The 23,701-nt window shown below is 68.2% G+C and carries 19 protein-coding genes; 8 read left to right on the forward strand and 11 right to left on the reverse strand.

The genetic code is table 11. The features are described from left to right. Positions 1-335 precede the first annotated feature (335 nt). The 3 genes from ACIPXC_RS12230 (at position 336) to ACIPXC_RS12240 (ending at position 11,930) form a co-directional block, all read left to right on the forward strand. Positions 336-10,424 (forward strand): LamG-like jellyroll fold domain-containing protein, encoded by a 10,089-nt coding sequence (locus tag ACIPXC_RS12230; protein ID WP_401616094.1) that lies wholly within the window; start codon positions 336-338, stop codon positions 10,422-10,424. A gap of 98 nt (positions 10,425-10,522) precedes the next feature. After that, positions 10,523-10,924, forward strand: coding sequence for a hypothetical protein (locus ACIPXC_RS12235; protein ID WP_401616096.1), 402 nt, complete (start codon positions 10,523-10,525; stop codon positions 10,922-10,924). 400 nt (positions 10,925-11,324) lie between these two features. After that, entirely contained in the window at positions 11,325-11,930 is a 606-nt protein-coding gene (locus ACIPXC_RS12240) for a hypothetical protein (RefSeq protein WP_401616098.1), read from the forward strand. Between the two features lie 327 nt (positions 11,931-12,257). Here the strand turns inward: ACIPXC_RS12240 and ACIPXC_RS12245 are convergent, their stop codons facing one another. Together ACIPXC_RS12245 and hemC (ACIPXC_RS12250) are read right to left on the reverse strand one after the other, a co-directional pair. Continuing rightward, positions 12,258-12,842: an AAA family ATPase gene (locus tag ACIPXC_RS12245; RefSeq protein ID WP_401616100.1), complete on the reverse strand. Its 585-nt coding sequence runs from the start codon at positions 12,840-12,842 to the stop codon at positions 12,258-12,260. 99 nt (positions 12,843-12,941) lie between these two features. Beyond that, positions 12,942-13,844 carry a hydroxymethylbilane synthase gene (hemC, locus tag ACIPXC_RS12250; RefSeq protein ID WP_401616102.1) on the reverse strand — a complete coding sequence of 301 codons (903 nt, stop codon included), beginning with the start codon at positions 13,842-13,844 and terminating at the stop codon, positions 12,942-12,944. A 100-nt stretch (positions 13,845-13,944) separates the two neighbouring features. On the opposite strand from hemC (ACIPXC_RS12250), the gene hemC (ACIPXC_RS12255) reads away from it, so the two are divergent. Further along, positions 13,945-14,880, forward strand: coding sequence for a hydroxymethylbilane synthase (gene hemC / locus ACIPXC_RS12255; protein WP_401616104.1), 936 nt, complete (start codon positions 13,945-13,947; stop codon positions 14,878-14,880). Here hemC (ACIPXC_RS12255) and ACIPXC_RS12260 read toward each other — a convergent pair. The 5 genes from ACIPXC_RS12260 to ACIPXC_RS12280 all read right to left on the reverse strand — a co-directional run bounded on the left by ACIPXC_RS12260 (position 14,867) and on the right by ACIPXC_RS12280 (position 18,088). Next, positions 14,867-15,796: a hypothetical protein gene (locus ACIPXC_RS12260; RefSeq protein WP_401616106.1), complete on the reverse strand. Its 930-nt coding sequence runs from the start codon at positions 15,794-15,796 to the stop codon at positions 14,867-14,869. The two genes, hemC (ACIPXC_RS12255) and ACIPXC_RS12260, sit on opposite strands and share 14 nt — an antisense overlap. Before the next feature lie 247 nt (positions 15,797-16,043). Further along, the gene (locus ACIPXC_RS12265) at positions 16,044-16,220 is read right to left on the reverse strand and encodes a hypothetical protein (RefSeq protein ID WP_401616108.1); all 177 of its coding nucleotides are present in this window, start codon (positions 16,218-16,220) and stop codon (positions 16,044-16,046) included. A gap of 173 nt (positions 16,221-16,393) precedes the next feature. Next, positions 16,394-17,242: a helix-turn-helix domain-containing protein gene (locus ACIPXC_RS12270; protein ID WP_401616110.1), complete on the reverse strand. Its 849-nt coding sequence runs from the start codon at positions 17,240-17,242 to the stop codon at positions 16,394-16,396. A 17-nt stretch (positions 17,243-17,259) separates the two neighbouring features. Then, positions 17,260-17,784 carry a DUF6879 family protein gene (locus ACIPXC_RS12275; protein WP_401616112.1) on the reverse strand — a complete coding sequence of 175 codons (525 nt, stop codon included), beginning with the start codon at positions 17,782-17,784 and terminating at the stop codon, positions 17,260-17,262. Then, the gene (locus tag ACIPXC_RS12280) at positions 17,756-18,088 is read right to left on the reverse strand and encodes a hypothetical protein (RefSeq protein ID WP_401616114.1); all 333 of its coding nucleotides are present in this window, start codon (positions 18,086-18,088) and stop codon (positions 17,756-17,758) included. The genes ACIPXC_RS12275 and ACIPXC_RS12280 overlap by 29 nt, the downstream gene beginning before the upstream one ends. 142 nt (positions 18,089-18,230) lie before the next feature. Between ACIPXC_RS12280 and ACIPXC_RS12285 the strand changes: the two genes are divergently transcribed. Together ACIPXC_RS12285 and ACIPXC_RS12290 are read left to right on the forward strand one after the other, a co-directional pair. Further along, on the forward strand, positions 18,231-18,920 hold the full coding sequence (locus ACIPXC_RS12285; protein WP_401616176.1) for an HNH endonuclease family protein: 690 nt from the start codon (positions 18,231-18,233) through the stop codon (positions 18,918-18,920). A gap of 54 nt (positions 18,921-18,974) precedes the next feature. After that, positions 18,975-19,334, forward strand: a complete 360-nt coding sequence (locus tag ACIPXC_RS12290; RefSeq protein ID WP_401616116.1) for a hypothetical protein — start codon at positions 18,975-18,977, stop codon at positions 19,332-19,334. Positions 19,335-19,366: 32 nt separating this feature from the next. On the opposite strand, the gene ACIPXC_RS12295 is transcribed toward ACIPXC_RS12290, so the two are convergent. Next, entirely contained in the window at positions 19,367-19,597 is a 231-nt protein-coding gene (locus ACIPXC_RS12295; RefSeq protein WP_401616118.1) for a hypothetical protein, read from the reverse strand. An 893-nt stretch (positions 19,598-20,490) separates the two neighbouring features. On the opposite strand from ACIPXC_RS12295, the gene ACIPXC_RS12300 reads away from it, so the two are divergent. Both ACIPXC_RS12300 and ACIPXC_RS12305 read left to right on the forward strand, forming a co-directional pair. After that, on the forward strand, positions 20,491-20,838 hold the full coding sequence (locus tag ACIPXC_RS12300; RefSeq protein WP_401616120.1) for a hypothetical protein: 348 nt from the start codon (positions 20,491-20,493) through the stop codon (positions 20,836-20,838). 152 nt (positions 20,839-20,990) lie between these two features. After that, on the forward strand, positions 20,991-21,182 hold the full coding sequence (locus ACIPXC_RS12305; RefSeq protein ID WP_401616122.1) for a hypothetical protein: 192 nt from the start codon (positions 20,991-20,993) through the stop codon (positions 21,180-21,182). Between the two features lie 71 nt (positions 21,183-21,253). Here the strand turns inward: ACIPXC_RS12305 and ACIPXC_RS12310 are convergent, their stop codons facing one another. The 3 genes from ACIPXC_RS12310 to ACIPXC_RS12320 form a co-directional block, all read right to left on the reverse strand. Next, positions 21,254-21,841 carry a hypothetical protein gene (locus ACIPXC_RS12310; protein ID WP_401616124.1) on the reverse strand — a complete coding sequence of 196 codons (588 nt, stop codon included), beginning with the start codon at positions 21,839-21,841 and terminating at the stop codon, positions 21,254-21,256. 180 nt (positions 21,842-22,021) lie between these two features. Further along, positions 22,022-22,168, reverse strand: coding sequence for a hypothetical protein (locus ACIPXC_RS12315; protein WP_401616125.1), 147 nt, complete (start codon positions 22,166-22,168; stop codon positions 22,022-22,024). A gap of 886 nt (positions 22,169-23,054) precedes the next feature. After that, positions 23,055-23,450, reverse strand: coding sequence for a hypothetical protein (locus tag ACIPXC_RS12320; RefSeq protein ID WP_401616127.1), 396 nt, complete (start codon positions 23,448-23,450; stop codon positions 23,055-23,057). Positions 23,451-23,701: the final 251 nt, after the last annotated feature.

Consider the following 23,701-nt stretch of genomic DNA (forward strand, 5'->3'; position numbering starts at 1 on the left):
GAATAGCCCCACTTGTAGGTTTCTTGTGGGGGATCTCCGTGCGTGTTGCGCGTTCGCTTGTTCTCGCTGTGGCTTTCGTCATGGCGATCTTGGCCGGTACTGAGCAGGCGGCGACGGCCGCAGTCCGATGGGTGGCCGACAAGAGGGTTCCCGCGCCGGGCGAACGTCCCAAACAGGCATGGGGATCGGCACGTGGGCTGGGACACGATGCTCCCAGCGGGGCGACCGACGCCGTGGCGAACGATGGTCGGGGCGGCGTGCAGGCGGCTCCGGACGAGCTCCCGCCCGCCGGTGGGGTCAGCCGCCCTGACCTGGACGGACGGCCGGCTCCCGAGATGCCGAGAACCAGTCCGGCAACTGCTCCGGCGGTCGCGGCGCCAGCCGGCTTCGACTCGAAGCGCAGCGTCGAGCTGCCCGGTGAGCGCGCCGAGCGCGCCAGGACGTACCACAACCCCGACGGCACGAACACCACGCGCTTTTTCGACGAGCCGGTCAACTTCCTCTCATCCGATGGAAGTTGGCGCCATATCGATTCCTCGCTCGCGCGTTCCGCAGGGGTCAAGGCGATGACCGCTTCCGGCTCAGGCTGGGAGGCACGTTCCACCGATGACCTCATCTACTTCTCGGAGTACGCAGACGGCAGCCCGTTGGTGCGCATGGGCGTCAACGAAACCTTCTCCGTGGGCTACGGAATCGAGGGTGCCCGGCACGCGCAGGGCGTTGTCGAGGGCAGCACTATCACTTATCCCGAGGTGCGGCCGTCCGCGGACGTCACGTTGGTGGCCGGCGGCGACTCGGTAAAGGAAATCCTGGTCCTCAAAGATCGCAATGCTCCTACCCAGTGGCGGTTCCCTCTCGCCCTGGCGGGTCTGACGGCCCGGCTGGACGGACACGGCGGCATCGCGTTCGTCGACGCCCAGGGCAAGCAGCAAGGCTGGATGCCGTCCGGATGGATGGAAGACTCCAACCTGGGCGAGCGATCCAACGAGGGCGCCATCTCGAATGGCGTCACCTACGGGCTTGCCGAGGATGCCGGCCGTCAAGTGCTGGTGGTCACCCTGGACGAGAAGTGGCTCACGGCCCCGGAACGCGTCTTCCCTGTCAAGGTCGACCCGCCGATGTCCGCGCGTGCGACCTCGTCCACGTACGTGGACGCCAAGCACAACACCAACTTCGCTAACAGCCCGGACCTCAAAGTCGGTACCCACAGCGGCGGCGGCAACAAGGCGGCTTCCTTCCTCCGCTTCGACAACGTTCAGAGCAGCCTGAGCAATGCATGGATCGTCGAGGCGAACCTGGCGCTCTACAACTCCTGGTCGTACTCCTGCGACGCACGCCCGGTGACTGTGCATCCCATCACCTCGAACTGGTCGGAGAGCACGACGTCGAGCTGGCCGGGGCCTGCCACCGGCCCGGCGCTGGCATCCAAGTCGTTCGCGCATGGCTGGCGTCCGCTTGGGACAAATACGTGGTCGTGCGGCCCTGCCTGGGAATCCATCCCGCTCGGCGCGGAAGGCCGCCAACTGGTGGATGACTGGACCCACGGACGCAAGCCGAACTACGGCCTCGCCGTCAAGGCATCCACCACGGACTCCAGAGCATGGAAGCACTTCGACTCCGACGACACCACCACCGGCAAGCCGAGCCTCGACGTCATCTGGACCAAGTACGGCGCCACCTACGAGCTCGGCGGGTTCGCCACCCCGATGACGGCGACGACCGAGGGCACCTTCAAGGTCAAGGTCACCAACAAGGGCCAGCAGACCTGGGCCAAGAACAGCAGCTTCAAACTGAGGTACGACCTCTACGACGCAGCAGGTAACAAAGTCGGCGGCGACTACTGGAGCAAGATCCGCTGGACGGACATGCCCCACGACGTCCAGCCGGGCGGTTCAGCAACCCTCGACGCCAGGATCGCCCCGCTGTCGCCGGGGACATACACCATCGCCTGGACCATGGACGAATACGGTGTCAGCTCCTTCGCCGCACAGGGGGTGCCGTCGGCCGCCGTCAAGGTCCATGCGGTCAACATCCCACCCCACCTGACCGGCGCCAACCCTCCCAGTGGCACGGTCAGCGACACCCTCACACCGACACTGTGGGCCGCCGCAGCCGACCAGGATCTCTTCCCCAGCGCTCTGACCTACCGGTTCGAGGTCTGCGAGGTGGAGGGCCGGGAAACGCGAAGGAACTGCCGTCAGTCCGAGCTTGCGTCCGCACAGAGCTGGACGGTGCCGGCCGAATGGCTGAGCTGGTCCAAGACGTACGCCTGGTACGCCTACGCCCACGACGGACAAGGCACCTCGGCACGCCCGGGGCCCTCGCTGCTGACCACCCAGGTGCCACAGCCCGTGATCACCTCGCACCTCGGCGGCGCAGACAGCGGGCGCGGGTTCGGGGAACGGGCCGGTAACTACGTCACAGCGGCCACTGATGCGTCGGTGTCGGTCGTGGGACCGGAGCTTGCCGTCGTACGCACCTATAACTCGCAGGACCCCAGGACCGACAATGCCTTCGGCGCAGGCTGGGCCACCCGCTGGGACATGCGGGCCAAGCCCGAGCCCGATAGCAGCGTCGTGATCACCCTCGCCGACGGCAGCCAGGTCCGCTTCGGGCGCAACTCCGACGGTTCCTTCAGCGCGCCTTCCGGTTCAATGGGCGTCCTCGCTGCGGTGGACGGCGGGGGCTGGACGCTGCGTGACGCGAGCGGCGCCCTCTACTCCTTCGACACGACCGGCCTGCTGACGAAGATCAAGGACGGCTATGGCCGTGAACAGCAACTGACCTACACCAACGGCAAGGTCACCAAGGCCACCGATTCCCTCTCGGGCCGTTCCCTGTCCTTCGCCTGGAGCGGCAACCACGTCAGCGCGGTGTCCACCGACTCGGTCAGCCCCGGGGCCCCCGCATTGAGCTGGACCTACTCCTACACGGCGGGCCGCTTGGTGAAGGTCTGTCCGCCGACCTCGGCCACCGCTTGCACGACGTACGCCTATACGCCCGGCTCCCAGTACCGGAGCCTGGTGCTCGACGCCGCTCCGATCGGCTACTGGCGACTGAACGAGTCCGAGGGTGAGACCGCGACCAGCGAGGCAGTCTCCCGCACCGGCCTCAACGCCGGCCGCTACAGGGACGTCGGCTTCAGCGCCACCGGTGCGCTGACGGCCACCAACAACAAGGCCTCCTCCTTTAACGGCACCAACTCCTACATCGAACTTCCCGAGGCCGCATTGGCGCCCTCCAAGCTGCTCACCGTCGAGGCATGGTTCAAGACCACTACGTCCGGTGGTGTGCTGGTCGGCTTCCAGAACAACCGTCTCGGCGAGCCGACCTACCGCTACAGCCCGGTGCTGGCCATCGACTCCCAGGGCAAGCTCAGGGGCGCCTTCGAACAGTCCGACGGCTGGCACGATCCGTTGTCCTCGGCAGGACCGGTCACCGACAACGCCTGGCACCATGCGGTCCTCACCAGCACTGGCACCAGCCAGACGCTCTACCTGGACGGCCAGCCGGTCGGCACCCGGACCGGCCCTGTCGACCACGCGAACAAGACCTTCGCGTATCTCGGTGCCGGCCAGTCCTCCGTGGAGTGGGACGGGACCAACGTTTGGGGTGTGCGCCACTACTCCGGCCTCATGGACGAGGTCGCCATCTACCACCGGGCCCTTGACGCCGGCACCATCCGGTCCCACTACGAGGCCCGCACCGGAACAGCGAAGCTGACCAAGAGCACACTGCCGTCAGGCCGGACCGGAGCGGAGGTCGTCTACGACGGCAACACCGAGCGCGTCACCCAGGTCAAGGAGATCACCGGCGGCACCTGGCAGATCTCCGCCCCCACCTACACCGCCGGCTCGCAGGCGTACGCCGACGCCGTGCGGGCGAGCGGGGCCGTCAACTACTGGCGCCTGGGCGACACCAGCGGGGCCATGGCGGCAAACGACATATCCAGCGGTGGTGACGGTTCCTACCGCGACGGTGTCACCCTCGGCGGCGTCGGAGCCTTCATGGACGGTGACGACGGCTCGATCACCCTCGACGGCAAGCGCGGCGCGATCTCTGTGCCAGGTGAATCGCTCACCGGGGCGACGTCCCTGTCCGTGGAGCTGTGGTTCCGCACCGACAAGTCGAACAGCGTCCTGCTCGGCCTGCAGAACACCGAGCTCGGCATACAGCCCCAGAACTGGAACCCGAGCCTTCTTATCGACGGCGAGGGCAAACTGCGCGGCCACCTGTGGCACGGCTCGTACGACTCGCCGATCACCAGCGCCCGCGCGGTGACAGACAACGCCTGGCACCACGTCGTCATCACCGGCGGCCCCACCGGCCAGACCCTGTACCTCGACGGGGCCAAGGTCGGATCCCTTGCCGGGGCGGTCACGCCCGAAACCCTCGCTCACGCCTACCTCGGCGCCGGCTACTCCAGTTCCACCTGGGACGGCCAGCCCGACGGCACCAAGCACTTCTCCGGGCAGCTCGACGAAGCCGCCTTCTACACCAAGGAACTCAACGCCCAGACCGTCGCCGACCACTACAAGGCCCGCACCCGCCTGGTCACCGGTGACGGAGACCGCTACCGCGGTGCGGTTCTGGCCGACGCACCGGCCGGATTCTGGCGCCTGGACGAGACGAGCGGCACCCAGATCGCGAACAAGGTCGCGGTCACCGGGGGAACCGGAACCTCCACCAAGGCCACCCCCGGCACGAACGGAGTCTTCGGGGTAGGGGACGGCTCAGCCCTGCAATTCAACGGCGACGGATACGCCGAACTGCCTTCTGCCCACCGCGCGGCCCCGGGCATGTCCATCGAACTGTGGTTCAACACCACCAAGCCCGGTGTCCTGTTCAGTTCGACGCAGAAGAAGCTGTCCGACCCCACGGCGGGCACTGGTACCTACACACCGGCTCTGTACGTCGGCGCCGACGGCAGACTCCGCGGCGAGTACTTCTCTCCCGGCGTAGCCGCTCTGAACACCTCGCCCGAGCCGGTGACGGACGGCCAGTGGCACCACGTCGTCCTCAATGCCAACGGCGGCACCCAGAGCCTCTACCTCGACGGCACGCAGATTGCGTCAAGGACCGGTGCCCCGCACAGCTACCAGTCGGAGCAGCACACCTTCATCGGTGCCGGCTTCACCAAGCACTGGCCCTCATCACCCGGTGACGGCATCAGCTACTTCACCGGGCAGATCGACGAGGTCGCCGTCTACCAGCGCCCGCTGACCGCAGAGCAGGTCGCCGGGCACTACAACGCCCGTAGCCGGGCAGGGGGATCCACCCTCGGGGCGACGGTGACCGTCACCGACCCGACGGGTGCCAGGACCAGCACCACCTACGATGCCGTACGCGGACAGCGGAAGGTGGCCGCAACGGATGCCGCGGGCGGGGTGACGACGTACGCCTACGACACGGGCGGTTTCCTCCGCACTGTGACGGACCCCAACGGCCACTCCACTGTCACCGGCCACGACAAGCGCGGCAACACCGTCTCGACGACCACCTGCCGTGACGCCGACTCCTGCTGGACGGCTTACGCGAGCTACTTCTTCAACGAGGACAACCTGCTGGACCCGCGTAACGGTAAGCGCACCGCAGCGCGGGACGCCCGCTCCACCGGCCCCAGCGACAATGGCTACAGGACCGTAACCAGCTACACCTCCAGCGGACTGCCCTTCGCCGTCCAGCTCGCGGACGGCCGCCAGACACTCACCACCTACACCACCGGAACCGAGCCGGCGGTCGGAGGCGGCACCGTCCCGCCCCGCCTTGTCGCCACCCAGAAGACACCCGGCGGTGCCACCACCAAGTACGCGTACTACGCCAGCGGTGACATCGCCCAGACCACCGCTCCCTCCGGCCTGGTCACGAACTACACCTACGACGGTGTGGGCAGGAAGGTGACCGAGACCCAGGTCTCCGCCACCCACCCGGGCGGTGCCACCACCACTTACACCTACAACGGCCTGTCCCGGATCAGCTCCGAAACCGGCCCGGGCGTGAAGAACGAGATCACCGGCACCACTCACACCGCCCGCATCAACCGCACCTTCGACGAGGACAGCAACCTCCTCACCGAAGCCACGGAGGACACCACCGGCGGCGACGCAGCCCGCACCACGGCCTACCGCTACAACGCGCTGGGTCTGAACGAGAGCGTGACGGATGCAGCGGGCAACGAGACGACGTTCGGCCACGACGCACTGGGCCGGGTCACCCGTGAGACCGACCCCGAGGGCAATGTCACCACGCACACCTTCACTCCGCGCGGCCAGTTGGCCGAATCGGTCCTGAAGGGCTGGACGGGCGACCCGTCGGGCCAGCCGCGCGACCTGGTCCTCGTCTCCCACGCGTACGACCCCGCAGGTCGGCTCGCCTCTAGCACCGACGCGATGGGCGCCACCACTGCCCGGACCTACTACGACGACGGCCTCCCCGCCACCGCTACGGCCCTGAACGTCACCCAGGCGGACGGCTCCAAGCGCGACATCATCCTGGAGGCCAACACCTATGACGGCGCCGGGCACCTCACCCGCCGGACAGAGCCCGGCGGCCGGACCAGCGTGCACACCGTGGATGCCACAGGTCGGACGACCCGTACCGTCCTCGACCCCAACGGCCTGAACCGCATCGCGGACTTCACCTACGACAATGACGACCGCGCCACCGAGACCGCCCAGTCCATCGACGGCGCCGGCAGAAAGCTGACCACCACCACCCAGTACGACGTGGCAGGCAACCCGGTCAGGCAGACCATCACCGACGGAACCGACACCCGGGTCACGTCCACCACCTACGACCAGCGCAACCTCCCACTGACCAAGGTCACCCCGCGAGGCCACACCACCACCCACCGGTACGACGTCCTCGGCCGCCTGGTCGAAACCATCGCCCCGCAGGTCCTGGCCGAGGAGAACGGCGGCACGGCCACCGCGGTCAACCCCAAGACCCTCAACGGCTACAACACCTTCGGCGAAGCCACCGGAGCGCGTGACACACGCGGACTGGTAACCCGTACCGAGACCGACAAGCTGGGCCGCCCGGTCACGGTCACGCTGCCCTCTTACACGCCGCCCGGCTCGACCACCGCCGTCACGGCCGTCGCACGTACGACGTACGACAAGCGGGGCAACCCCGCCTCCATGACCGACCCGCTGGGACGCGCCACCTACTACGCCTACGACCAACTGGGCAACCTGATACGCACGACGGAGCCGGCCGTGGCCGGCGCGCAGGGGCTGGCAGCCCCCGGCGCCACCACCTTCAGCGGCACGTCGACGGACCTGTCCGGCGGCGGCGTCACCACCCACACCTGGACACCGACCGGTCTGCCGCTCTCGACGACCGACCCGACCGGAGCACGCACCGAGGCGACCTACGACGAACTGGGCCGCAACCTCACCACCACCACGATCGAACGCAAGCCCGCCCTGCAGAACCTCGTCACCCGCTACACCTGGGACGACGCCGGCAACCAGACAGCCTCTACCACGCCGGCCGGCCGCCGAACCACGGCCGAGTACAACATGGCCGGCCAGGCGCTGAAGATCACCGACCCGCTCGGCGGTGCCACCCGAGCGGCCTACGACGGCCTCGGCCGCCAGACCGAGTCCAAGGACGCCACCGGCCGCCGCACGGTCACCGCGTACGACGTCCTGAACCGTCCCACCACCGTCACCGACTACGGCACGGGCGCAAACCCACTGAGGTCGGTGACGGCCGAGTACGACGCGGACGGAAACGCCACCGCATCGGTATCGGCCACCGGCACCCGCCGCACCTACACCTACGACGCCCTCGGCCGCATGACCATACAGACCGAACCGGTCACAGCCTCCGACTCGATCACGACGACCTTCGGCTACGACGCGGCGGGCCACCGCACGCGCCTCACCGACGGCCGCGGAAAGACCACCCACTACACCTTCAACACCTGGGGCCTACCGGAATCGACCATCGAGCCGGCCACCACCGCACACTGGAACCCCGACGTCCGCACCTGGACCAACATCTACGACGCAGCCGGTCAGCTCACGACCGAACTGCTGCCGGGCAACGTCAAGCGGACCAAGAGCTATGACGCCCTCGGCCGCCTCACCAGCGAGACCGGCACCGGGACCGCCGTAGCCACCCGGCCGCGCACCCTGTCCTACGACCTGGCCGGCCGCATGACCGGCGTCGGCGGCGACGGAATCCTCGCCGGGAACACCTACACCTACAACGACCGCGGCCAGCTTCTCTCCACCTCCGGTCCGGGCGGCGCCTCGTCCTACACCTACGACGCGGACGGCATGATGACCTCCCGCACCGACGCGGCGGGTGCGACGGCCTTCACCTACGACGGAGCCGGCCGCCTCGACACCACCACAGACCCGCTGACCGGAACCCGTCTCCGCAGCGCCTACGACGCGGCCGGACGTCCGCTCGCCGACGAGTTCGCCCGCCCCGGAACAGGGGACCAGTACACAGTCAGTGCGAAGCGCTCGTACACCTACGACGGTCTGGGCCGCCTGGCCAAGGACGCGGTCACCCGCACGACCGGCGGGACCGAGGTCCAGGGCACGGCATACGAGTACGACCTCGACGACCGCCTGGTGAAAAAGACGGCCACAGGCACAGCCGGTGCCGGAGCCCAGTCCTACACCTATGACCTGGCCGGCCGGATGACCTCCACCACCGCAGGGAGCACGACCACCCCATACGAGTGGGACAAGGCCGGGAACCTGACCCAGAAGGGGAACACCACAGGGACCTACGACTCCCGCAACCGCCTGGAAACCTGGGGCGGCCAGACCATCGCCTACAGCGCCCGCGGAACCGAGAAAACGGTCACCGAAGGCGGGACCAGCCGCCAGATCAACTCCGACGCCTTCGAACGCACCATCACCAACGGCACCAGCACCTTCACCTACGACTCCCTCGACCGGGTCATGACGCACAACAGCTCCGCCTTCAACTACGACGGCGGCTCCAACAACCTGGTCAAGGACGCCACATCCACCTACACCCGAACCCCGGGTGGCACCCTGCTGGCCTCAGCCGTCACCGGCACACAGGCCAGCGCCCAACTGGCGGTCACCGACCGCCACACCGACCTGATCGCCGGCCTTACCCCGGACGGCACCACAGTCTCCTCCTCCCGCGCCTACGACGCCTTCGGCAACGTGTCGGCATCCTCGGGTACGAGTCCCTCCCTCGGCTTCCAGTCGGGCTGGACGGACGCCTCCACGGGCGAGGTCAACATGGCCTCCCGCTGGTACCAGCCCGGCATCGGCAGCTTCACCAGCCGCGACACCCTGCAGTTGGACCCCACGCTGTCAGGCCTGCGCGCGAACCGCTACTCCTACGGCTTCGGCGGACCGCTGAACGGTACCGACCCGAGCGGACACTTTTTCCCCCTCGTGCTCATCGGCGGCGCCGCGATCTGGGAGGCCGTTATCGCAGGAACTGCAATCACCGCGACAGCGGGCGTCACCATCGTGGCTGTGGACCAGTGGTCCCGGAACTGGTCCGAATCGAGCTCGAGCTCGCACACCACCACGTCCACCTACAGCTATTCCTCGAACAGCGACCTGCGCTGGGAGATGGAGCAGATGCGCAAGGGGCGCACCGACAGGAGCCCCCGAACCGACTCGCCCAATTCACCGAGGGCTCCTCGTGGACCCCGGGGTCGCGGAACGACTGCCCCCAGGGTCAGCACCCAGCCCCCGCGCCCCCCGATGCCCCGCCAGAACCCCAACCGCCCGGCCCCCGAACACCTCCCCCGCTTCAACTGGGACCCCCGGAAGGGCGGCGGATGGAACCCCAAGGACGGCTGGGACATGCTCATCGGAGCCGTCAACATCCTCAACATGGTGACGGGCCAGGACTTTGCCCCCGATCAGGCCGAGTTGCCGCTTGAGGGATATGGGCCCGTTCCTGGCGGCGGGGACGGCGCCGCCGGAAGCGATGACGATGCGTGTGACACAGGGCCTGGCTTCAATGCGACGCTGAATCATGTGTACCTGCCGCGCAAGCGCCACGCTGGGACCTGTGTGGCCACCGGTGCCTACGCAGACTTGTCGAATAAGGACTACACTCCGCCGCCGAGACCGGGGTTGGGCTTCAAGCTGCCCGGGCTCACCGACCTGCCTGACGACAATCGTGCGCGCGGTCATTTGATCGGATTTGCCATGGGGGGATCTAATAAGGATACGAGGAATTTTGTTCCCCTGTATCAAACGGCAAATCAGAGGATGTATGACCATGCGGAAGATGTCGTTGTCGAATCGATCAAGGGGGGCGGGCGTCAATACGTGCAAGTCACGCCCGTCTATGGGGATTCAGGGTCCCCTGTGCCAACGGAGATAAACTTCCTCTCCTGGGGTACGGTCGAAGTCCGTTGCAATTTCAAAAACACGGCTGCCGCCGATTATGAATGTTGGTGATTAGGGTGGCGAGAGTCTTTCAGGAATTGAGGAGCATCCTCGGTCCGTCTCCATGGCTGGGAGGTCGCGACTTTCATGCCATCGAGGAGGCTTGGGGTGTGTGCTTTCCCGATGAGTACAAGGAAATTTCGGCGTGCTACGGTGATGCGCTGATTGACGGCTTCCTGTACGTCTACGGCCCACTAAAGATCGCAGAAAAGTCTGAATGGATGAGCGATTATGTGGCCCGGGGGGAGTCTAGGAAAATAAAGCATCCAGTCCTTCCGAGTGAGGGCGGGATGTTGCACTGGGGGCACACGATTGAAGGAGACAAGCTCTTCTTGACGCCCAGGGGGGGTGGAGAATGGGCCGTTAGCGCCTTCCGGCGAAACTGGGGGGACTGGTACGAAACCGACCTCCGTGTGGATGAATGGCTGCTCGGTGTTTTCTCTGGAAATATCGAAACGGACTGGTTGCCCGAATGGCCACAAGTTCATACGTTTGAAGTGTCGAGCCCATGACGGGTGGTTAGAGACGGCGTAGCGAGGGATACCCCCTCAGGGCCCTTGCGCGCCGGTGGGGCGCGGCTGGCAGCGGACCGGGTGACGGAGACACTTGGCAGCCCGTTGCCGCGGTGAAAGCTGCAGGTGGCGGCGGGCGGTCATCCGGTCCGTGTCGGACTCCTCGCCCACAGCGGCGGTGAAGTCGAATGAAGGGACCGGATCGTCGAACAGTTCGGGACCGGACGGGTGGCGGTCACGGGGATGCCGGGGACCTACCGGCCCCGGCATGACTTCAACTGACCGCGCCCCGCGTTCGGCCGTCCCGAGGCGCCGCCACCCGGCGGCAACCGGTCCTGGCGGGACCGTATTCTCGCTGTTCATGAGGGTGCGGAGTCGGGTGTGGGGTGTGTCCTCGTGGATGGCGTGGGCGATGGGTGCCGCGGCGCCGTGGCACCTGGCTGCTCTCGAGGATGCGTACCGTCTGTTTATGGTGGGGTCGTACGAGGAGGCGCCGGCGCGGGCTGTCGTCAGGACTCGTGAGAGTGTGTGGCGGCGCGACGGGCGGCTGTGGACCCGCTGGGAGGGCAGGTACTACGCCGCTTTGGCAGCGGTCGATCACGGCCGTGGAGCGTCGGTGCTCGCTGAGCTCGAAAGCCTGATCGCCGAGCTGGAACACCTGACTGGCGAGGACCGGCTGCTGCAGCTGCGGGCCCGCACCGTCCGCGCAGGGGTACTGATCGATCAGAGGCGGCCTGCCGAGGCAGAGGCCGAGGCCGTCCTGCGGGTACTGACGCGGACCATGTACGTGACCGATGTCTGGGCGCTGGAACTGGACGCCCTGGTGCGCCTGGGTCAGGCTCTGTGCGCGCTGGGCCGGCATGCGGAGCACTTCTCCATGAGCCGGGGCTTGAAGCTGATGCGCTACGCGGATATGAAGCCGACAAGCAGATGGGTTGTGCCGGAAGTGTTGGTGCGGCCCGGCCGACCCGCCAAGGCGCTTCGGTGGACGGCCCTGACCACCTGACGCCAACGCGGAACGCAGACAGGGGGCAGGGCCCGGGCCCGCCCCGGAGAGCCCCGGGGGGAACGGATAGAGCTCCCGGGGTGGTGTGCGTCCCGCTCCTTACAACGACAGGGCACCAAGCCGGTTTCTAATTCGCGACCCCCGAACTCATGCACCCCTCCTGCCCTCGTGCCCCGGTCATTCGTTACCGACTTACGGAGCGACCGCGGCAAGGAATGGGGCCCGGTCCCATCCGTACTATCTCCGGAGCTGACTCCCTACGACTGGAGACCTGTTGGGCGACCGGCGGGTCGGACCTCTCCATGAATCCGGACGGCAGCGTGGAGTTCACGCCTCTTCCTGCACCCCCTTCGTGTGCCTGCCGCAGCAGAATTTCTGGATCTCCGGCATGCCGGGCGTGTAGCCGTCGGAGGTGTCAACCAGCAGGTTCGGGGCGTTCAGGCTGATGGGGACGAACTGATCGGGGTCGTACACACCAGCCTCCATGTCGGCGAGCAGGGCCTTGTCTCCGTGGGCGCCCCGGTGGCTGTCGATGCGGGCGCGGTCAGTGATGCGTCGGGCGATGGTGGACGCGGGGGTGGTGCACCGGATGATCCGTAGGTCGGCGACACCGGCGAGTGGCTCCAGCCCGGGGCGCCAGAGGCGGTCCTGGAAGGCGGCTTCGGCGACGACGGTGGTGCCGGCCCGCAGGAGGACGGTGATCGTCGCGAAGAACGCCTCCAGGGCCGGGATGTTGAGTGGGTCGTCGCCGTCGGGGTCGTGACCGGGATGGTTCATGGCCAGACCCTGCTTGATCTCGTCACGCAGGATCGCGGGGCAGCCCAGATGCCGGGCGAGTTCTCGGGCAAGGGTGGTCTTGCCGGTTGCCGGAGGGCCGCTGACCACGACCAGGATCGGGGGTCGGACGGGCACGGGTGGGCTCCCGGGGTGGTGGTCGAGGCAGCTGGCGTAGAGCCTAGATTTCAGGGTGCCGTTTGCGCTGCCGGACGGCCATGAAGTCAGGCTGGCGGGTCAGGCGGCGGCTTTGCCGAGGCTGCGGGCGCCGTGGCGGGTCAGGCGCTGGCAGACGGTCATGGCGGTTTCCTCGGCGTGGGAGCCGGTGTGGTGGGCTTCGATCAGGACGTTGCCGTCGGGGGTGAAGGCGGCGGCGCGGACGGTGATCCGTTCTCCGTCGGTGGTGGCGTAGCCGGCCAGCGGGGCGTTGCAGAAGCCGCCCATCTCGCGCAGCACGGTGCGCTCGGCGGCGGCCAGCCTCTCGGCCGTGGGGTCGCTGAGGCTGGTGGCGATGTTCAGCGGGATCTCGTCGTCCTCGCGGCACTGCAGGACGACGGCGGCGGCTCCGAGGGGAGGGCAGACCAGCTCTGGCGGGATGCGGTGGCTGATGCGGTGGGCGAGGCCGAGGCGGTCCATGCCGGAGGAGGCGACGATCAGGCCGTCGATCTTCCCCGCGTCCAGGGCGGCAAGCCTTTCGTCTACGGGGCCGCGAAGGGGCGTGATCTCCAGGTCCGGCCGCAGGCGGCGGAGGTAGGCCCTGCGTCGGACGGAAGCGGTGCCGATGCGGGCGCCCTCGGGGAGCGTTTCGAGGGTCATGCCGGGGTCGCGGTGCACGAGGGCGTCGCGGAGGTCTCCCCGCGGCCGGAAGCCGCCGAGAACCAGGCCCGGGGTGTCGTGGGTCGGGGTGTCTTTCAGGCAGTGCACCGCGATGTCGACGTCACCGGCCAACAATGCCTTCTCGATCTCGTCCGTGAACACTCCGTCGGATGCGAGGGCGGTCCGCGCACCGCCTTCACGATCTCCGCCAGCGTCGTAGAACGGGACCAGGACGGTCTTCGTCGGGGCGAGGGCGGACAGCAGGGGAGCGGTCTGGGTGAGGGACATGACCGAGGCGCGGGCGCCGATTCGGAGACGGGACATCATCCGGCCCTTCCATAGTGACAATTTGTCGGAATCTGCATTGTTCTGGTGCAAGTAGGATCCCGTGCCAACCCGCCTAAAGACGAGAGGAGTTGATCCGATGAGTACTGTCGTGACGATCGGTTCGAGAGCGAGCAAGCTGGCGAGGACGCAGGTCACGGAGTGGCTGACACCCCTTGCGGCGCTGTTCCCGGACGTGCGGTTCAAGCGGGAGGTCATCCTGGAAGGCGGGGACCAGGACCGGATCACACCGACCCTCGCCGAGGTCGCGAAGACGGCCGGCGGCTCGGCTTTCTCCACCAACCAGGAGGCCGCCCTGGTGACGGGCCGGGTGGACGTCATCGTGCACTCGCTCAAAGACCTCCCAACCACCGTCCATGAGGGCACGATGCTGCTCACCACACCCGGCCCCCGCGAGGACGTACGGGACGTACTGTGCGGCGCGACGCTGGCGGGACTACCCCGGGGGGCCCGTGTCGGTACCGGGGCACCGCGCCGGGTCGCGCAGCTCCTCGCGCTGCGGCCAGACCTGGAGGTCCTGCCGATCCGCGGCAACGTCCCCGGGCGCCTGGCCCGGGTCAAGGGCAGGGACCGCCTGGACGCCGTGGTTCTGGCGGCGGCCGGCCTGAGCCGGCTCGGCATGATGCCCGAGGTCCACGAGGTATTCGACCCCGCCGTCTTCCCCCCTTCGCCCGGGCAGGGCGCCCTCGGCATCCAGGTCCGCACCGACTCCGAGGCCGCCCGGCTCCTCGCCGGAACCGGCGACGTACAGGTGGACGCGTGCGTGCGGGCCGAACGCGCCCTTCTGGCCGAGCTGCACGGCGGATGCTCCGTCCCGGTCGGGGCGTGGGGCCGGATGGATGAGGGCGGACTGCTGCACCTGTCGGCGGCAGTCACCTCGCTTGATGGTTCCCAGCAGGTGACTGCGGCCGGAGCGGGGCCGGCGGACGACCCTGAGAAGCTCGGGGCGTGCCTGGCCGCCGAACTACTCGAGCAGGGCGCGGCGGGCATCCTCGCGGAGATCAGGAAGCCTTGAGGACGCGGGCGATGTCCAAGGCGCCATAGGTGATGATCCGGTCGGCGCCGGACCGCTTGAGGACCGTGTACGCCTCCATGAGGCCCTTCACCTCCCGGCCGCCGTCGGGGGCCGGATCGGTCAGCCGCAGGTACTCGCCCGACACGGAGAACGGGACCACCGGCACCGGCACCTTGTCTTTGAGGTGCAGCAGGGTGTCGACTGTGTGCAGCGCCGGTTCGGTGAGGATCATGTCCGCACCCTCGTCCACCATCCCCCGGGCGGCGTGCACGGCCTGCTCCGGCCGGCGGGGGCTGATCTGGAAAGCGCGGGTTCCTGAACGCGGGACCGCCCCCATCGTCGCCCGGTAGCCCTCGTACAGGGACGACTCGAAGATGAGGTGCGGCATGATCGCCACGTCTGCGAAGCCGCCCGCGTTCAGCGCCTCCCGTACCGCCCGGACGGAGCCGGGGATCATCGCCGCGGGGCCCACGATGTCCGCTCCGGCCTCCGCCTGCACGACGGCCTGGTCGGCCAGGACCTCCATGGTCTCCGACAGGTCCATCCGGCCCCGTGTATCCGCGAGCCAGCACTCCCCGGAGTCGTTGTGCGGGCACACGCACGTCTCGGTCATGACCGCCATGTCCGGCCGGGCCTTCTTCGCGGCGCGAATAGAGCGGGCCATGAGCCCCGTCGGAGAAGCGCTCTGGGAAGCACGGGCATCGCGCATCCGGGATCCGGCGAAGATCTTCACGCTCCGCACGCCCACGTCGTCCAGCGCGGCGACGACGCCGGCGATCTCGCTCACGACGAACGTCGGCATGGGACGCGGGGCGTCGTCGGCGTCCTCCCGCATCAGCAGCACCATGGTCAGGTCGGCCGGCGTCAGGGCGGGGCCTTCGAGGTAGTTCCGAACGGCTAAGCGGTGGTTCAGCACTTCGGTCTCCTTGAAGGTCAGCGGGCATCTGCCTGGCGTGGCACTTCGGGGGCGACGATCCACTCCACGCCACCGCCCTCGGGCCGGAGGAACACGGCGCAAGGCATGACACGACGGGTCTGGGGGTCTTCGAACGGTCCGATGAACTGCACAATGGCCTCGCAGTCACGGCCGGGGTCGAAAACGCGGGCGCCCTCGTAGAGCCAGCCGGGGAGACCCCGGCGAGAGGCGGAGCGCGGTACGGGGGTCACTCTTCGGCCTCCTGCCGGATGCTGATTTCGCCGCGGCGCATGAACCGCCCCCACTCGTCGGCGGCCCCCCTCATCCGAATGGACAAGCTCGGGTGCCCGGGCTGCGGCTCCGGCAGCGTGCAGGCGCGCTCGTATGCAGCAGGGGCGTTGCAGCGCACTTCGAAGGTGCTCATGCCGTTGCTCCTCTCCGACGGCAGCAGCGGGCCGCAGGTGCGACGTGGGGACGAGGGACTGCGGCCCGCTGCGTAAGGGGGAGCACTGCTCGGGCTTCGTGGCCCGAGGTGCGGTATCAACCTAGGAACGGGGGATAGCCGGGCTCAACAAAGTTGCGCGATATTGCGCTCGCCTACCCCAGTGCGTCGACCGCCGCGTTGATCAGGGTGCGGGCGTGGTCGCCGTGAACGGCCATCTTCGACAGGCCGGTGAACGCCTTCAGGTAGTCGGCGACTTCACGGGGCTGGGTGACGTTGATCTCGGCCGTCAGCGTCTCCACTGCGGCATGCCGGTCGTCAAAGACGTAGAAGCCCTCCAACGGCCAGATGATGCGCTCGGCGGAAAAGGGGATTACGCCGAGAGAGACCGACGGCAGCGGCATCACCGTCAGCAGGTGCCGCAGCTGCCCCCTCATCGCTTCCGCACCGCCGATACGGGCACGCAGCACCCACTCCTCAATGAGGACGACGAAGCGGTGTCCGCCCTCGTACAGGAACCGGCTGCGTGCAACGCGAGCAGCGACAGCCACGGCGATGTCATTAGGGGTGCCCTGGAAATCGGTGATCGACTGCATCAGAGCTGTGGCATAGGCGGGGGTCTGCAGGAAGCCAGGCACGGCGTTGGAGACGTAAGAGCGACACAGGGCAGTCTGCTCGTGCCGGGTCGTCCAGCTCTCCTGAGCCCTGCGCATCCCGTTGCGATGGAGCCGGCGCCACTCGAGGTACATGGACTCGACCGCGCGGGACGCGGCGATCAGGTCGCCCGCCTGCTCCTCGGCGCCACAGGCCACACACCAGGCCCTGATATCCGAGTCCGAGGGGGGAGCCTCGCCCTTCTGGATACGGGTTGTCTTGGCGGGGTGCCATCCACACCGGGCGGACAGCTCCCGCCCAGTGAGACCGGCGTCCTTGCGAAGATGCGTCAGGCGTACGGCGAGAGCCTCACGTGCCGCCTGGGCGCTGGACGACGGTGAAGACGGCATGAGCTGTCTGCCCGGCGTCAGACGGTGTACTGATCATGCGGGATGGCTCGCTCCCACACCGTCTCGAACGCCGCCGAGACCATCTTGACGACATCCGGATCCTCGTTGAACTGGTGGCCGGCCCAGTCGCCGTCACCGGTGAACCAGTGGAAGAGAACCAAGCGGTCGTCGATCAGCCACAGGTCGTTGCCCGGCAATGCGATATCGGATGCGAGACGGCGGGGAAGCCACCGGACCTTCTCACCCACAGCGACATTGACGGCCGTCATGGCGTGCTCGTATCGGATGTAGTCCGTCACCGGCTCGGAGACGATCCGGGCCCGCCGCAGCTCGACGCCGCGGCCGACCGCCTCGCGGGCGATGGGAGTCCAGGCGATCCACTGCCTGGACACCGGATCGAGGTCGGCTTCCCCGGTCCGCAGGAAGTGCTCGAACGTCGCGGCCTCGTCACCCACACTGTAGAGATCGCGCATCTCCAGGTGGACGGCCGTGCGCTCGGCCCCTCGCAGCAGCTCAGCGAAGTCCGGAACGTTCTGCGACATCACACGCCTCCCTCAGCAACGGCACCATCCGGACCGGGACACGGACGACGGTCTCGTGAGCGGGGATACCGGCATCGTGTCCCTCTACCCAGACAGTGCTTGCAACCTCGGCGGTCTGCGCCTCGCCCAGCTTCCAGCCCTGGATGACGATCTCCTGCTTCTCCGCGTCCACCCACACCGTGGGCGAACCGCCTCCGGTGGTGTTGGGGTCTATCCCGATGAACCGTAGCGTCATGACGATCTCCCCTGTCGAGCCAGTTGCGGACTTTTGCACGACGATTTCGCTGGGTGCGGACAGCGTCAAGGTGCCCTTCGGCCAGACCTGTTGCGGTGCACATCCGCAGAGTGCAGTGGCGTTTCGCCGGTGAACCGGCTGGCTCGAGCGGGTGAACCCGGCTTGCAGGGACTATTGCTGATGGCAGGCGGGCCAGTAGAAACAGCCCATGATGATCATGAAGCAGTTCGCCGTGGCGGCCGCCGCCCTTGCCCTGACCCTGTCTCTGCCCCCGGCCGTGCACGCGGCCGCAGAACCCGCGGCCCCGGCTTCGGCCGTCGTGCCGCAGGTGCTGCCGATCGGGGTCGCGGTGTCCGCGCTCCCGCTCGCGGTGGAGGACCGGACCGGCTACCAGCGGACCTCCTTCCGGCACTGGAACGCGGGCGATGTTCCGGCCGACGGCTGCAACACCCGTGCCGAGGTGCTCCTGGCCGAGGCGGTCGTGTATCCGGAGATCGGGCCGGGCTGCACCCTGACCGGGGGCGTGTGGTGGTCGTACTACGACGACCGCGAGGTCACCCCGGCCGGCGCACTCGACATCGACCACATGGTCCCGCTGGCCGAAGCGTGGGATTCGGGGGCGGCGGAATGGACGCCCGCGCGGCGTGAGGCGTACGCGAACGACCAGGGTCAGCCCGCCTCGCTGGTGGCGGTGACGGCCCGCTCGAACAGGAGCAAGGCGGACCAGGACCCGGCGGAGTGGCTGCCGCCGTCCGCGGATGCGCTGTGTCGGTACGGCGCCGAGTGGACCGCGACGAAACTCCGCTGGGGCCTCGCGGTCGACGAGATGGAGCGGGACCGGCTGCTGGACATCGCAGCCGGCTGCGGCGGCACCGCCGTCGAGTTCACCCCCGCCCCGTAGGCGGTCGAGCCCGGGCCGAGGGGTGTTGTCGGTGGTGGCGGTGACCATGGGGAGATGAGCGCCGGTATCGCGCCTGACGGCCCGCACGCGGGGATCGACGGGTTGTGTGAGCAGATCCGGGGTGCCCTTGCAGGGTGGGCGCCCCGGCTGCTCGGCGTTCACATCCACCAGACGGCGTCCGGCCCGGCCGAACTGGCACGCCTGCTCGCTGCGGTCGCGGAGGCCGCCGAGGTCACGGTGCTCCCCGGTGACGGTGCGGCCGCCCGGGCCGAACTGCGGGCGGCAGCCGCTCGGGCGTCCGCAGCGGCCGGCGAGCGGCGGGGGTCGGATGTACGGGCGGATCTGGCTGCCGTGCGGGCGGGGTGTCGGCGTGCTGCTGTCGCGGTCGGTGAGCGCGTTGCCGTCGGCTTCTGACCTCAGGACTGTGCCGAGGTTGTTGGGCGGGTTCATCGGCGGGCGCGCCAGGTGCCGTAGAGGGCGGCGACGGCGCTGATGACGCCGGCGAAGCCGGCGTCGCCGACGGTGAGGTAGATGCCGGCGCAGGTGGCGAGGAGCGCGACCAGGACCACGGCGTCGGGGACGCGCCGCTCCCCGGCAGCCGGGTCGCGGGTGGCCGGGGGCTGGGCGGGATCGGGGTCGGGGTTGGGTGTCTGCGGGGTGGTTCCGGTGTTGGTCATGACTCCAGGAGAGCGCCCCGCGGCCCTGGTTCCGAGTGATCCGTACGGGCCCGCCCGGACCCGGATGATCCTCCGCTTCGGCCGTCGGGAAGCGGGCTGGTTCCGGACGGCGCGGAGTGGCCGGGAGCGTTCGGCGCAATCCGCATACGTACGGCCTCACCGCCCTCTAGCGTGGCTTTTCCGCACAAGCAGGGGGGTTTGATGGCAGCCGAAGCACCCGGCGTCGAGCCGCAGGACTGTGAGGCGATCGACGCCTACGAGGCCGCGCTGGAGGCCTTCGCCGAGAAGCTGAACCTGGTCCACATATCTGGCGGCTCTCCCTCCTACAGCACGGTCGCCGCCGCGTCGGTGCGGCCGCGCCTGACCACGACCGGCCTGAACGAGATGCTCTCCGGCAAGCGCCTGCCAACCCTCGAGGCTCTCCTGGAATACCTCCGGGTCGTCACCACTCCCAGCGGCCTGGACAAGCCGGCCGCCGCGAAGTTCCGGGCCGAGGCCGCCCTCGTGGGGGAGTGGCGCGGGCACTGGCAGGACGCCAAGCTGCTCCAGCGCCGGGCCCAGACCGCGAACAAACGGGTCCGGGCCACGGCCCGCCAAGTGCACGACGACGCCGTAAGCGACGCCGAGGCCCTGCGCACGGGGCCGCGCACGCGGAAGCCGAACGGATCCGTACGAACGCGCACACCGACGCGGACGACATTCGCGCACGAGCCCGCCGCGAGGCCGGCGAACTCCTCGACCGGGCCCGGAAGACGACGGCCGCCCCGGTGCCGGACAGAACGGAAACCCAACGAACCGGGAGCAGGGCCGTACGTGTCGGCTTGCCGGCGGGCCTGGGCAGGGTGTCCGGGTTACGCCCCGCGGCCGCGGGGCTGGGGGTTGCCGTCGTGGCGGTGGCCACGGTTCTGGTGGGCGACTCCTTCACCGGCACACCCGGCGGCTGCCGGGACGGCGGTACCCAGGCCGCCGAGCTGCACGCCGACCCCGTCTCGTTCCACGACCACGGGAACGTCCGGCCCGTGGCGTTCGCCGCCGAACCGGCCGTCCTCATCACCTTTCCCCCGGGTTACACGGTGCGCCGCAGTTTCCCCACGCCATCCACCCCCTCAACGCCTGGTACGTCACCGACACCGGACACATCCCCGACACCGCAGGCGTCGCCGACGCCGAGCCCGGCCGCCACCCCGACGCCGACCCCCGCGCCGAGCCCGTCGGCCCGCTGCAAGAACAGCAGCGGCTGACACCTCACCACCGAAGGGCCAGACATGCACCGGGCCAGCCGCCCCGTCGGCCCCGTCACACGAGCGTCCTCGCCGGGGTGACACCCGCCAGGAAACCGAGTCCCGGCTCCCGGCCGGGTGACTCCGGAACGTAGCCGGGCGTTGGTGTCTGCATGGACGAGATGCTGGATGTGCTCCTTGACTGGGTGACCGAGCCGCGCCTGAAGCTGATCAGCCGGGACGAGGCCCGGGCGATGATGGTGATCCTCGGGGTGCTGGAAGAGGACACGCAGTCCGAGGAGATCCGCTACGCGGCCGGCGAAATGCGTTTCCGCCTCGGTTCCCGCCTGGCCCTGCCCGCATAGACCAGCGCATCCTCGGTGCGGCGGGGACGGTGTCGCGGCCGATGACCCAGGTTGCCGGTGGTGGCCAGGGCTCAGGAGCGGTGGTAGCTGTTGAGGTAGGTGCGGGCCGCGGTCTCGCTGGTGCCGAGCCCGGTCGCGATCTCCTCGATCGGTACCTGCTGGGCGGCGATCTCGTAGGCGGCGTCCTGGCCGACCTCGGCGATGACGTGCCGCAGGTCCGCGAGCGCCTTCAATGCCACCAGCGGTTCCTCGGCGGCGAGGCCGTCGAGCCGGCCGACGAGCTCGGTCAGGATCCCGGTGAGTTCTGCGGGGAGTGGGACGGCGGCGTCCCGGATTACCGACAGGTGCGCTTCGTAGTCCGCGATCGGCCCGGAGAGGTCGATGTCCGCCTCGTACAGCGGCCGGTCCGCGGGCAGGGCGGTCCAGTCGAGCGGGTACTCGGCCATCCCCCGCCACCCGCACGTGCAGCTGCCCCGCAGGGCGGCGGCGCGGGGCCGGCTGAACCGGCCGTCGTAGGCGTGCCACTCCTTCGTCGACGGCATGTGCGCGCCGCTGCCCACGTCGTAGTAGACGGGGCCGGGCTCGGTGCCGTCATCGAGCAGCACCCCCACCGACCCCTCGTGCGCGGCCTTCAGCGTGTTGAGGACCCTGTCCACCACGATCACCTGCTCCCGGCAGTCCGGTCGGCCGCCCGTCAGCCGAACCGCGACGTCCAGGCTGCCCTGCGTCGCCCGGCCACGTACGGGGATCCACCGAAGGGATGACCGCCACGCTCTGGTCCGGCCGTTCCTCCGGGCCGCCTCCGCAGGCCGGGGAGCTGATGGCCTGCGGAGGAGCGGTTACAGGAGGCCGAGCTTCTCCTTGATGTACTTCACCGTGCCGGAGACGCCGAGGAAGGCGGCGCCGGCCGAGCCGATCGCGACGAGCTCGGTCGCACCGAGGTGCCGAGTGAGGACGAAGGCGAGGATCGCGCCGAGCCGCTGCACTGCGGTGTCGTCAGCGCTGCTGCATCCACCAGAGCACCCACCCCATCGCGAAGGTTCCCAGAGTGGTCGCCGCTCCGCGGACGATTCCGCTCCCGGCGGTGCGGGCCACGGACCGCAACCTCCGGCGGGGCCTGCCAGGAAGGTGCGATGCGCAGACCCGTGCCGGACGCTCGAAGTCCTGACGAGCGCTGCTCATCCGCGGTCGTGGCCTCTGAGTCGGGTAGATCTTCATGTCCTTCTCCTTTACGTGGTTGTGAGCCAGCAGGAGCAAGGAAGCCCGGTAGGAGTCGCGTTCAGCGAGGGCCTGTTCCACTGAACAGTGCGTCAGTCCAGGTCACACCTGGTGAAATTGCTGTTCACAGAGGGTTCAGACTGAACGAGGAGACCCATGGGGGCCACATCAGCGCGGAGGCAGCTGGCCGAAGAGCTAAGCGCCCTCAAGGACTTGGCCATGGCCTCGCTGGCGCAGATCGAGGAACACGGTAGGAAGCAGCAGCCCCGCCCAGTGAAGCTGGGTAGGTCCAAGCTGAGCGGGTGGCTCACTGGTACATCAGTCCCCGAAGCCGACCTTCCCTTTCGCCTCTTGATCCAGTTTCTCAACCTCCGAGTGCGTCGGCGCAAGACCGACGCCCCCCTGAGGGACATCAAATGGTGGATGGATCTGCGGGAGAAGGCGGCGAGAGAGCGAAACCCGGGGATACCCGCAGGCAACCTTGCTCAATCCGACGTAACACTCGCCGAGGGCGGAATAGGTGTCTCGGGGTCCGATGTAAATTTCTCGAATGCTGTCGAAGTGCTTGCGTGCATAATCGAGTGGGTAGACGCTCGGTCACCTCTTTCGTCCGAGCGGAGTCTCGATGGCGTCGTAACTTCGATTCTAAGCAATCTACGAGGCTGGGGTGCACCCTGGAGGCGGGGCGGTGTCGGTGGCGAGACACTTCTTGTGTTTCGCGCCGATGGCGAAAGCGTGGCGCCTCTCGTTCGGATGCTGATAGAGAATTGTGACGCCGCGATTCGGCGAGAGCGGATTCTTGGAGGGAATTCGAAAATTCGTCCGCAGCTCAGGATTTTCATGCATGTCGGGTTCTGTCAGGTTCGAGGTGGGAATTTCACGGGCAGGCTTTTCGATGAAATTCAGGCACAAAGGGATGATCCCGCTTTCCCGGATGTGGTGAATGGGGATCCTGTCGGTGTTGTGCCTCTCGTGAGTGATGCCGCTTTCCCGGGGGTGGTGGACCCTGTGCGTGATGCCACGAGTGGCTGGGCCAGCTTCGTCAGCCACGCGGATTCCCAATCGCCGATGAGGATATGGGTGCGGAAGACGCCTCCCGCGGCGACGCCTAAGTGCCTCCTCATTGCCAGATTCTCGAGCGATGATCCTGACGTCGATCGATGCAGGGGGGTAGCTTCCGAGATGTCGTCCTTCTTGGAAGGGGTCAAGGAGGGGCCTCCGCCGGGGTGGGCAGAACCGACCTTGGAGGTGGGGAAGTGGGCGCAAGATGGGGTTTTTGTCGGGGTGTTTGCGGAGCGGCC

Origin of the sequence: Streptomyces sp. NPDC090021 (genome assembly GCF_044748225.1) — a bacterium.
GTDB lineage: Bacteria > Actinomycetota > Actinomycetes > Streptomycetales > Streptomycetaceae > Streptomyces.

Excerpts from the sequence above, each read along its gene's own strand:
- ACIPXC_RS12230 (WP_401616094.1), top strand. The coding sequence starts at position 336 with ATGCCGAGAACCAGTCCGGCAACTGCTCCGGCGGTCGCGGCGCCAGCC.
- ACIPXC_RS12240 (WP_401616098.1), top strand. The coding sequence starts at position 11,325 with ATGGCGTGGGCGATGGGTGCCGCGGCGCCGTGGCACCTGGCTGCTCTC.
- hemC (WP_401616102.1), bottom strand. The coding sequence starts at position 13,844 with ATGTCCCGTCTCCGAATCGGCGCCCGCGCCTCGGTCATGTCCCTCACC.
- hemC (WP_401616104.1), top strand. The coding sequence starts at position 13,945 with ATGAGTACTGTCGTGACGATCGGTTCGAGAGCGAGCAAGCTGGCGAGG.
- ACIPXC_RS12265 (WP_401616108.1), bottom strand. The coding sequence starts at position 16,220 with ATGAGCACCTTCGAAGTGCGCTGCAACGCCCCTGCTGCATACGAGCGC.
- ACIPXC_RS12270 (WP_401616110.1), bottom strand. The coding sequence starts at position 17,242 with ATGCCGTCTTCACCGTCGTCCAGCGCCCAGGCGGCACGTGAGGCTCTC.
- ACIPXC_RS12275 (WP_401616112.1), bottom strand. The coding sequence starts at position 17,784 with ATGTCGCAGAACGTTCCGGACTTCGCTGAGCTGCTGCGAGGGGCCGAG.
- ACIPXC_RS12285 (WP_401616176.1), top strand. The coding sequence starts at position 18,231 with ATGATCATGAAGCAGTTCGCCGTGGCGGCCGCCGCCCTTGCCCTGACC.
- ACIPXC_RS12290 (WP_401616116.1), top strand. The coding sequence starts at position 18,975 with ATGAGCGCCGGTATCGCGCCTGACGGCCCGCACGCGGGGATCGACGGG.
- ACIPXC_RS12295 (WP_401616118.1), bottom strand. The coding sequence starts at position 19,597 with ATGACCAACACCGGAACCACCCCGCAGACACCCAACCCCGACCCCGAT.
- ACIPXC_RS12305 (WP_401616122.1), top strand. The coding sequence starts at position 20,991 with ATGGACGAGATGCTGGATGTGCTCCTTGACTGGGTGACCGAGCCGCGC.